Annotated in this window: 7 protein-coding genes and 2 pseudogenes; 3 read left to right on the top strand and 6 right to left on the bottom strand. The window is 67.5% G+C overall.

Annotated elements, in window-relative coordinates:
- Window positions 1–240 (top strand): annotated as a pseudogene (locus ACTIGJ_RS19440) (hypothetical protein); the annotation flags it as partial.
- Window positions 241–243: 3 nt separating this feature from the next.
- Complete coding sequence (locus ACTIGJ_RS19445; protein WP_439641974.1) at window positions 244–1,233, top strand: 2Fe-2S iron-sulfur cluster-binding protein; 990 nt, start codon at window positions 244–246, stop codon at window positions 1,231–1,233.
- Between the two features lie 138 nt (window positions 1,234–1,371).
- Here ACTIGJ_RS19445 and ACTIGJ_RS19450 read toward each other — a convergent pair whose 3' ends face one another.
- From ACTIGJ_RS19450 to ACTIGJ_RS19460, 3 genes are all read right to left on the bottom strand, one after another.
- Window positions 1,372–2,250, bottom strand: coding sequence for a helix-turn-helix domain-containing protein (locus tag ACTIGJ_RS19450; RefSeq protein WP_439641975.1), 879 nt, complete (start codon window positions 2,248–2,250; stop codon window positions 1,372–1,374).
- A 206-nt stretch (window positions 2,251–2,456) separates the two neighbouring features.
- Window positions 2,457–3,422 (bottom strand): PDR/VanB family oxidoreductase, encoded by a 966-nt coding sequence (locus ACTIGJ_RS19455; protein ID WP_439641976.1) that lies wholly within the window; start codon window positions 3,420–3,422, stop codon window positions 2,457–2,459.
- A 67-nt stretch (window positions 3,423–3,489) separates the two neighbouring features.
- The gene (locus ACTIGJ_RS19460) at window positions 3,490–4,554 is read right to left on the bottom strand and encodes a Rieske 2Fe-2S domain-containing protein (protein ID WP_439641977.1); all 1,065 of its coding nucleotides are present in this window, start codon (window positions 4,552–4,554) and stop codon (window positions 3,490–3,492) included.
- Between the two features lie 320 nt (window positions 4,555–4,874).
- Here ACTIGJ_RS19460 and ACTIGJ_RS19465 point away from each other — a divergent pair, with 320 nt between their 5' ends.
- On the top strand, window positions 4,875–5,867 hold the full coding sequence (locus ACTIGJ_RS19465) for a helix-turn-helix domain-containing protein (RefSeq protein WP_439641978.1): 993 nt from the start codon (window positions 4,875–4,877) through the stop codon (window positions 5,865–5,867).
- Window positions 5,868–5,876: 9 nt separating this feature from the next.
- Here ACTIGJ_RS19465 and ACTIGJ_RS19470 read toward each other — a convergent pair whose 3' ends face one another.
- The 3 genes and pseudogenes from ACTIGJ_RS19470 to ACTIGJ_RS19480 form a co-directional block, all read right to left on the bottom strand.
- Window positions 5,877–6,473 (bottom strand): LuxR C-terminal-related transcriptional regulator, encoded by a 597-nt coding sequence (locus tag ACTIGJ_RS19470; protein WP_439641979.1) that lies wholly within the window; start codon window positions 6,471–6,473, stop codon window positions 5,877–5,879.
- Between the two features lie 82 nt (window positions 6,474–6,555).
- A pseudogene (locus ACTIGJ_RS19475) lies at window positions 6,556–8,613 on the bottom strand (hypothetical protein); the annotation flags it as partial.
- Window positions 8,614–8,789: 176 nt separating this feature from the next.
- Window positions 8,790–8,981 carry a 2-hydroxymuconate tautomerase gene (locus tag ACTIGJ_RS19480; RefSeq protein ID WP_439641980.1) on the bottom strand — a complete coding sequence of 64 codons (192 nt, stop codon included), beginning with the start codon at window positions 8,979–8,981 and terminating at the stop codon, window positions 8,790–8,792.
- Between the last annotated feature and the right edge of the window lie 89 nt (window positions 8,982–9,070).

Here is a 9,070-nt window from a genome sequence, read left to right on the forward strand (position 1 = left end):
GACCATCTGCTCGTCAGAAAATCGTGCCTGCTTCATGTGCTCCTCGCTCGTAGCGGGAGCCAGAATCTTAAGCGTCACGTGGTCCGAATTTCGACCACCAGGTCACATCATCCGGTGGAGTTGCCCGAGGTCTCGATCGACATCTTCTGGAATGCGCGCCTGCATCGCGATCCGGCCAATCAATGGCTGCGGCGGCTCATCTTCCGCCTGTTTTCAGACCAGAACGCTGGAGGCGCCTGATCGATGGAAGTACTCGTCCAACCCGCCGGCCGGGTACTCAGCATCAAGCCCGGCGACAAGTTCCTGCCGGCGCTGCGGGCCGAAGGTCTGGCGATCTCCTACAGCTGCGAAGACGGCCGCTGCGGCCTCTGCCGCTGCAAGCTGCTGCGCGGCAACGTCGTCGAATCTTCCCGGCCGCCGAGGCCGTTGTTCGGCTTCCGCACGCGCTACCTGCTGGCCTGCCAGAGCTCGCCCGCCGAAGACTGCGCCATCGAGATTCCGGACGCGCAGGAGCCGGTGATCCATCCGCAACGACGCCTGCGCACGCAGGTGCTCGGCGTCGAACCACTCGGCCACAACGTCAGGCTGCTGCGGCTGGCCAATACCGACCGGCTGCAGTTCTCGCCTGGCCAGTTCGTGGAACTGGAGCTGGGGCGTGGCTTCTCGCGGGTCTATTCGCTGGCCGGACTGCCGACCGACGACGAGCTGCGCTTCCACATCCGCATCCATCCGCAAGGCAGTGCGGGGCAGATCATTTCCGAACGGCTGCAGCCGGGCACCGCGATGCGTCTGCGGGCACCCTACGGGGCCGCTTGGCTGCGGCACCGGCATGAAGGGCCGATCCTGGTCGCCTCGTCCGGCACCGGCCTGGCGCCGGTGCTGTCGATCCTGCGCGGCATCGGTGCGGCGAAGCTGCAGAACCCGGTCCATGTCTACGTGAGCTTCCTGCTGCGCGAAGAGGTCTACTGCCTCGACGAGCTGTCGGCCGCGCTGGAGCGGATTCCGAACCTGCGCGCCTCGCATGTGATCGTCGCCTACGGTGCGCTGAAACGCGGCCTTCGGCGCGGCCTGCTGACCGAAGCGCTGGAAGCCGACATTCCGCACCTGGGCAACTGGCACGCCAACCTGTACGGCTCCCCGTTCGCCATCGATGCCGCCGTGCATCTGCTGCGTCGGCGCGGCATCAGCGAAGACCATCTGCACGCCGATCCCTTCCATCCGTTCGGAAGCTGAACTTGCAGGCGGTCGCTGGTCGGCCGTCTGTGCGGCATCGACCCAGCGCGCCCGCCGCAGCCACCTGAAACCTTCCGATCCAAACGACATCGCCCGGCCGAAGCCGGGCGATATTGGCAACGCGCGACGTGCAGTCGCTCAGCAGGCTACGGCGCGCTCGAGATCCGGCATCGGGCCACGCCGAGGGCCGATCACCAGCTGCCGCGCACCGCGTACCGCGCTCGGCGAAATGCCGTAGCGCTGCTTGAACTGCCGCGAGAACGACGCGAAATGCTGGAAACCATGATCCATCGCGATGTCGGTGATCTTGCGGTGACCGTGGCGCTCGTCACGCAGCAGGCGCATGCAGCAGTCCAGCCGGATCTCGCGGATCGCGCGGGTCGGCGTCAGGCCGTAACGCTCGAACAGCAGGTACAGCGCACGGCGCGACATGAACAGTTCGGCGGCGATGGCATCGGCATCCAGCGCCGGATCGGCGATGCGGCGCAGGATCACGTTTCGGGCGCGATCCAGACGGCCGGTGCGCGTCGAATCGCCACGCGGACGCTCGACGTCGGCCTGTGCCGGTTCGGGGCGACGCGTGAAGCGTTCGATCAGGCTGATATCGACCCGGAAACGGCTCGGCATCAGGGCCGCATAGGCATGCGCTTCGACGACGGCGCGATTGAACAGCACGCGCCCACGTTCGTCGCCCGTCACGGTGTCGATCGCTGCGGCATACTCGTTCTCGCGCCACGGCAGTTCATCACTGCGAAGGCCGACGAACCAGCGGTACAGCGCGTTGTACTGCAGCTGTTCGAGCAGCTGCTCGTGGCTGGGGAACGAGTACAAGGCTTGCAGCAGCGCCGCGCGAATCAGCGGAGCGCAACGCGCCGCGCCGACCGCAGCCCCCTTGCAGATGTCATCGACCAGCGTGCGGATGTGAACCAGCGGGTGAACATCCTCGGCACCGGGAATGACGTCTGCCCTGGTTGCCGAGCCATGCTTGATGAACCCGAGGTCGCGGGAATCGTACATATCGAACTGTCCTCCTGTGCCGGCGAAGATGCCTGCCGCGTCTCCATTGGCGCGTCATGGTCTTCTGTCTCGCAGCCAGTCTCCCCGATCCCATCAGCAGCGTCATTCGACCTTGGTGATATTCGATATTTGCCAAGCATCATTCCTGGTGATGATGCTGCCGGCGGTGCAACAAAAGCGGCATGGACAGCGCCCTCGAACGGCGCTTAGAGATCGATCTCGATCCGTTCGGAACGGGCACGCGACACGCACACCATGATCGCGCGATTGCCGGCCTTCTCGGCTGCCGACAGCACGGTGTCGCGGTGCTCGCAGTCACCGGACAGCACCTCGGTCCGGCAGGTGCCGCAGGTGCCTTCGCGGCAGGCATAGGGCACGCCGCAGCCGTTTTCCTCGAGCACGTCGAGAAGGCTGCGATCGGCCGGCACCTGCAGCTCGATGCCGGTGCGCGCCAGGAGCACGCGGAAGGCTTTGTCGGCTGCCGAGTCGACGGCGGCGGCCGAGAACCACTCGAAGTGCAGGTCGTCGGCCTCGCGGCCGCTGCGGGAGCCGGCCGCTTCGACGGCCTTCATCAGCGGCTCCGGGCCACAGGTATAGATGCCGGCACTGGCCGGCGCCCGACGCAAGGCCGCATCGGCATCGAACAGCCGGCCCTGCTGCTCGTCGTCGAAATGAAAGTGCACGCGTCCCGGGGCCAGTGCCTGCAGGGTTTCGTAGAACGCGGCCCGTACGCGGTTGCGCACGCAGTAATGCAGCGTCCACGGCCGGCCTTCCCGCTCGCTCTGGTGGATCATCGCCATGATCGGCGTGATGCCGATGCCGCCGGCGATGAACAGCCGCTCGCCATCTGCAGCCGACAGCGGAAAGTGGTTGCGCGGTTCGCTGACCCGAACCCGCTGGCCCACGCGATAGCTGTCGTGGATCCGCCGGGAACCGCCACGACTGTCTCGAGCCAGGCCGATGCCCAGGCAGTAGCGATCGCGCTCCGACGGGTCGTTGCACAGCGAATAGCTGCGACGCAGCCGAGACTCGATTTCCAGCTCGACATGAGCGCCTGCGGTGAACGGCGGCAGCGGGCCGCCGGCGGGGTCACGCAGCTCGATCAGCAGCGCGTCGCGCGCCTCGCAGCGGATCGCGTCGATGCGCAGGGTCAACAGGGTTTGTGGGTTCATCGCTCGAAGGACGGTCAACAAAATGGCGGGACGGCGTTCGCGATGAACGCCGTCCCGCCTGCGGTCATCAGGCGGATTCGACGGTCTGCCGAGACGGGTTCTCTTCGCGGATCATCTTGTCGAGCACCCAGAGCATCTTGCCGGGGCCGGCATCGTGCGCGATGTTGACCATCTTCATGTCCGGCTTCTGCTTGCGCCGGATGTGCTGCGCCTCAAGCATGATCTTGTCTTCGGTGAAGGCCTCGTCGAGGGTGCCGCCGAGCAGGTCGCTGAGCCCCGGGAACTCGGTTTCCTTGCTTGCACCCCAGGAGTAGTAGTAATCGACCGAATCCTCGTCGCAGGGCGTCACGGCCTGACAGGTCCAGGTGTCGACCAGCAGCTGGCCGTTCGACTCACCCTCGGTGTTGGTACCGGCGCTGAAGGCACGGAAGCGCATGATCCAGTTGCACGGCACGGTGTGGGTGATGTCGAAGCAGATGTCGAGCTTGGTGCCCGCCGGGAAGATGTGCCGCACGGCACCGGTCGGGTCGACGCCACGCACCCAGAACAGCGTGTGCAGACCGCGCGGGATGATGGTGTGGATCGGCTTGATCTGGCCGTAGGCCGGATCGCCGCCCACCGTATCCTGGTGCACCCAGGTCAGGTGGCTCAGGTCCGCCAGGTTCTCGATTTCCCAGCGGTAGTTGGTCTTCACATGCATCTGCGAGCTGACCAGGTTCCAGTTCGGGTCCTTGAGGCCGACCGAGTGGCAGATCAGCTTCGGGTCGGCCTTGGCCGGATCGCCCATCCACACCCAGACCCAGCTGTCCTTCTCGACCACCGGATAGCTGCGCACGCAGGCGCGTTCCGGAATCGTCGTCTGGCCGGGGATTTCCTCGCAGACGCCGTCACTGTTGAACTTCATGCCGTGGTACATGCAGCGCAGCGAACCACCTTCCTTGCGGCCCAGCGACAGCGCCGCCTGGCGATGGGCGCAGCGGTCTTCCAGCGCCACCATCTTGCCGTCGGGCTTGCGGTACAGCACCACCATTTCACCCGCCATCTTGCGCGGAATGATCGCCTTGCGGCCCTGATGGAACTCGTGCTCCCACCCGGCGCAGTACCAGGCGTTTTTCAGAAAGATTTCAGCCATGTCTCGCACTCCTCGCTCTGTCGTTGGTCTTGGCCGGGCAAACCGCACTACCCGATATCGGCGTTTCCCGATGTCGGCACGTTAAGGGCGGCCGGCCGCAGGCACACCCGCCGATAAGGAGGGAAACGACGAACAGCCCCGATCCGGCCGGCCGCGCGAGCGGCGCGGATCACACCCACCTTTGCGGTGGGTGACAGCCGGCGCCGCGATCCTCAGTGTCTGCCGCACAAGCGGAAGCACCGGTCCCGAGGGCCGGTCGACAGCCGCGACAAGAGCGGTTGACGCGACCGCCAGGCTGCGAACACAGGAGGAAACCACCCATGCCCGAGGCAAGCCCGGTCACGACCCGCGACACCGATCGCGCGGCGACGCGACCGCCGTTGCGCGATTCATCCCCCGTCCGCCACCCGTTCCCGCTGATGGCGGGCGACACCCTCTTCCCGGACGACCGCCCGCTGCTCGGCCGCGAGCATCCGCTGCATCTGGTCGACCGGGTGGTCCGCGACTGCCTCGGCGAACCGGCGGCGCAGCAATGGCTGGCCGCGTTCGAAGCGGCCGACGACTGCGCGCCGACTGCCGAACCCTTTCTGCGCGGCCTGCTGCTGCAGCCGCTGTACGCCATCGACTGCGACCGGCGGCTGCTCGAACAGCTGCGCTACGACCTGCGCTTCCGCTGGTTCACCGGCTTGTCGCTGGGTGCGCCGGTCTGGTCCAGCACCGCGCACGCGGCCTTCCGCGAACGCCTGCTCGCGGCAGTCGAAGGCCGCCAGCTGCTCGATGACCTGCTGCGCAGCCTGCGGCCGATCGCCCGCACCTGGCCGGAACAGTTCCGCTTTGACGAAGCCATCCGCGACCGCTGGCAGCAGCTCCGGCCGGCGCCGCGCCAACAGGACCTGCAGACCGAACAGCGTCACCGGCAGCTGCTGCGGGCGGCCGGCGTGCCCGACGGCGATGGCCCGCCCGATGGTCGTCTGCTGCGTGTACTGGAACTGATCCTGACCCGCATCGGTGCGCCCGGCCTGAACGGCGACCGGCTGGCGGCCGATGTCGGCATGTCGCGCCGCGCGCTGTTCTACCTGTTCGACGCCCACGGGCTGACCCCGGCCGCGGTGATCCGCAACCTGCGGCTGGAGCACTGCCGGCAGCTGTTGCGCGACGCCCACCACAGCCAGCGGAAGATCGCCACGATCGCGCTCGACTACGGCTTCGGCAACGCCAGCAGCTTCAGCCGCAGCTTCAAGCAGCGCTACGGCGTCGGCCCGCGCCAGTGCCGGACCCACGCGGCCATCGAGACCCCGGCTGCCTGGCGCTGATCGCCGCGTTCAGGCGATCCAGCCGTTCTGCCGGGCGCGCTTGATGGCATCCGGCCGGCGGCGGACATCGAGCTTGTCGAAGATCCGCTGCCAGTACCACTTCACCGTGCTGTCGGCGAGGAACAGTTGCTCGGCGATGTCGTGGTTCTGGTTGCCCTGTGCCGCCAGCGCCAGGATCTGCATCTCGCGCGGGCTGAGCAGTTCGTTGCCGATGGCGTCAGCTTCCCGATCGGCCGCCGGCAGGCGCCGTTCCGATCCTTCGCCGCCGCGGACGATCGCCGCCAGATAACCCTCGTCGATCGCCGCCGCCGGCGCGCCATCGGCCGCACGCAGCTCGGCCAGCAGCGCCAGCAGTTCCGGCCCCTCGTCGACGAAGCTGCGGACAAATCGCCCCGGCTCGCCCAGCTGCAGGCATTCCAGCAGACAGCGCTGCGCGGCTCGACGATCGGCCATTGCCGCCCACGCCCGGGCCAGCAGCACGCCGGTGGCGATGGCCAGCCGGTGGCAATGGCGGCTGCGGGCATGGACGTACCAGGGCCGCAGCAGCAGTGCGGCGCCGCGGGCATCGCCTTCGGCCAGTTGCAGGCGCGCCAGTGCCAAGGTCATCAGCAGCTCGCGGGTCAGCGCGTTGTCGTCCGGCGTCACCGGCGATGTTGGGCGGCTTCAAGGTGCTGCCGTTGAACAGTGCCCGCGCGCCACGCAGGTCGCCATCGAGCAGACGCAGGCGCAGGCGTTCGTTGAGCAGCGCGGCATGCAGCCGCAGGAAGCCGCGCTCGGTGGCCAGCCAGTTGCCTTCCTCGAGCAGCGTGTCGGCCTCGGCACGGCGACCGCGCAGGCTCATCAGCCGGGCCGAGGTCAGGAAGCCGGCGATCAGGTTGTCGACGAAGCCCAGCTCGGAATCGACCTCGCGCTGCGCCAGCGCTTCTTCCGCCAGGTGCAGCTCGTTCCGCTCGTAGTGCAGTTCGGCCAGCATCAGCGCCGGCATGTTGTAGAGCGCCGAATGCTCGCCATGCAGTTCCACTGCGGCCTGCAGCGCCAGTTCGTAGGCGTCCTGGGCGCGATCCAGATCGCCGCGCGCGGCGAACGTGGCGCCGGCGATGGTCTGGTGAAAGACGATGCCGTAGCGCGCGCCGCCTTCGACGAAGCGGTCATGCAGCATCCGCGCCGAGGTGGCCACACCCTCGCAGCGGAACAGCTCGCGATGGGCCGCCATCACCGCCGAGCCGGTCGACGCGCACATGAACGGGTCGCGGGTCCGGCCGTCCTGCAGCCAGCGCTGCGATAGCTGCGCGGCGACCGGCATGTCGTCCGACAGCAGCGCCAGCATCAGCTCGCGGTGGGCCAGCTTGGCTTCCAGGAACACCAGATCGGCATCGTCCGCCTGGCGGGCGGCCAGCCGGCGTTCCTGCAGCACCAGCCGCACGCGATCAAGCTCGGCCTTGGCATCGTCGAACCGCCACAGCAGCACGTTCTGCCAGGCGCGCTCAAGCTGAAGGCGCGGCAGGCGATCAAGCAGCGGACGCGGCAGCCGCGCCGACATCGCCATCAGCGTCATCGTCTGCCCGGCGGCGAACAGCTCGTCGCAGGCAATGTCCAGCAGGTAGCCGCTGCGCTCGACGTTGCCGGCGCTGAAGGCGTGCTCGATGGCATCGGTCATGAAGTGATGCTCGGCCAGCCAGTCCGAGGCCCGCTGGTGATAACCGGCGACATCGGCCGGATGCTGGTCGTGCAGGCGCCGGCGCAGGAAATCCGAGAACAGGTGGTGATACCGGAACCAGCGCCGCTCGGCGTCCAGCGAGAACGCCAGCAGGTTGCGGCGTTCGATCTCCTCGATCATCGCTGCGCCGTCGTCGCGCCCGAGCAGCGCATTGGCCAGCGCGGCATTGAAGCGGCGCAGCAGCGCGGTGGCCATCAGGAAAGCCTGCAGGTCCGGCGGCTGGCGACGGAACACTTCTTCACCGACGAAGTCGCCGATGCTGCGGTGCTCGCCGGAAAACTGGTCGAGAAAGCGGTCGACATTGCTGCTGCCGTGCAACGCGATGCCGGCCATCTGCAGCGATACCGCCCAGCCTTCGGTGCCGCTGCGCAGCCGGGTGATCTGCGCCTGACTCAGCGGCACGCCGCTGATGCGGCCGACGAACTCGCCGACTTCCCGCTCGGAGAACGCGAGATCGCCCATCTCGAACTCGTGGATCGCACCCAGCGCCCGCAGCCGGCCGACCGGCAGCTCGTTGTGGGTGCGGGTGGCGATCAGCAGGTGCACACGATGCAGCGGTGACAGCAGCACGGCATTGATCAGCGCGCGGATGCCGGCGTCGCTGACCAGGTGGTAATCGTCGAGGAACAGGTAGAAATCGCGTTCCAGCGTCGACAGTTCGTTGAGCACGAGCGCGTGCAGCGTGTCGGTCGGCAAGGTCGCGCCGGTGCTGATCACCGCTGACAGCGTCTGGCCGAAGCGCAGGCCGGCGCGCCGCGCGGCGTCGACCCAATAGGTGACGAAGGTGCTGAGATCCTTGTCGCCCTCGTCCAGGCTGATCCAGCCGACGCTGCGGCCGGCGGCCTGGTACTGGGCCCAGGCCTGCACCAGGACGCTGGTCTTGCCGTAGCCGGCCGGTGCACAGGCCAGCACCAGCTTGTGATCGGCCAGCTGGCCGATCCGCGACGACAGTTGCGGGCGCTCGATCAGCGCTCCGCGCTTGGCCGGTGGAATCAGCTTGGTCGCCAGCGTCGTGCCGAATGACGCCATGGTCGCGTCCTCCTCTGCCTGCGGCTCGTCAGGGGCAAGCGCCCTGCGTCCGTTCGTTATCGGTCTGCCGCCGGACTGCGACAGTCGCGGCGCATTCTGCCGCACGAGGCAGCGAGAAGTCGCAGGCCGACCCGGCAGTCCGTTGCGGAGCCGGGTCGGCGCGACTGCTCAGCGTTTCAGCGGCCGAGATCCTTGACGCTCTTGCCGCCGATGCCGAACTGGGTCTTCGGCATTTCGGTGATGATCACGCGCACCGCTTCACGCGGTGCGGCAACCGCTTCGCACAGCGCATTGGTCACCTTTTCGATGACCGCACGCTTCTGGTCCTCGTCACGCCCTTCGACGAGAAAGATCTGGGCAATCGGCATCTGCAGGGTTCCTCAGGCAGCCAGCAGGCCGCGTTCACGGGCCATGTTGATGGCGGTGTCTTCGATCATGTCTTCCTGTCCGCCGACCA

Origin of the sequence: Nevskia sp., assembly GCF_051860985.1 — a bacterium.
Taxonomy (GTDB): domain Bacteria; phylum Pseudomonadota; class Gammaproteobacteria; order Nevskiales; family Nevskiaceae; genus Nevskia.

Coding starts and splice junctions, on each gene's coding strand:
- ACTIGJ_RS19445 (WP_439641974.1), top strand. CDS start 244: ATGGAAGTACTCGTCCAACCCGCCGGCCGGGTACTCAGCATCAAGCCC.
- ACTIGJ_RS19450 (WP_439641975.1), bottom strand. CDS start 2,250: ATGTACGATTCCCGCGACCTCGGGTTCATCAAGCATGGCTCGGCAACC.
- ACTIGJ_RS19455 (WP_439641976.1), bottom strand. CDS start 3,422: ATGAACCCACAAACCCTGTTGACCCTGCGCATCGACGCGATCCGCTGC.
- ACTIGJ_RS19460 (WP_439641977.1), bottom strand. CDS start 4,554: ATGGCTGAAATCTTTCTGAAAAACGCCTGGTACTGCGCCGGGTGGGAG.
- ACTIGJ_RS19465 (WP_439641978.1), top strand. CDS start 4,875: ATGCCCGAGGCAAGCCCGGTCACGACCCGCGACACCGATCGCGCGGCG.
- ACTIGJ_RS19470 (WP_439641979.1), bottom strand. CDS start 6,473: ATGACCTTGGCACTGGCGCGCCTGCAACTGGCCGAAGGCGATGCCCGC.
- ACTIGJ_RS19480 (WP_439641980.1), bottom strand. CDS start 8,981: ATGCCGATTGCCCAGATCTTTCTCGTCGAAGGGCGTGACGAGGACCAG.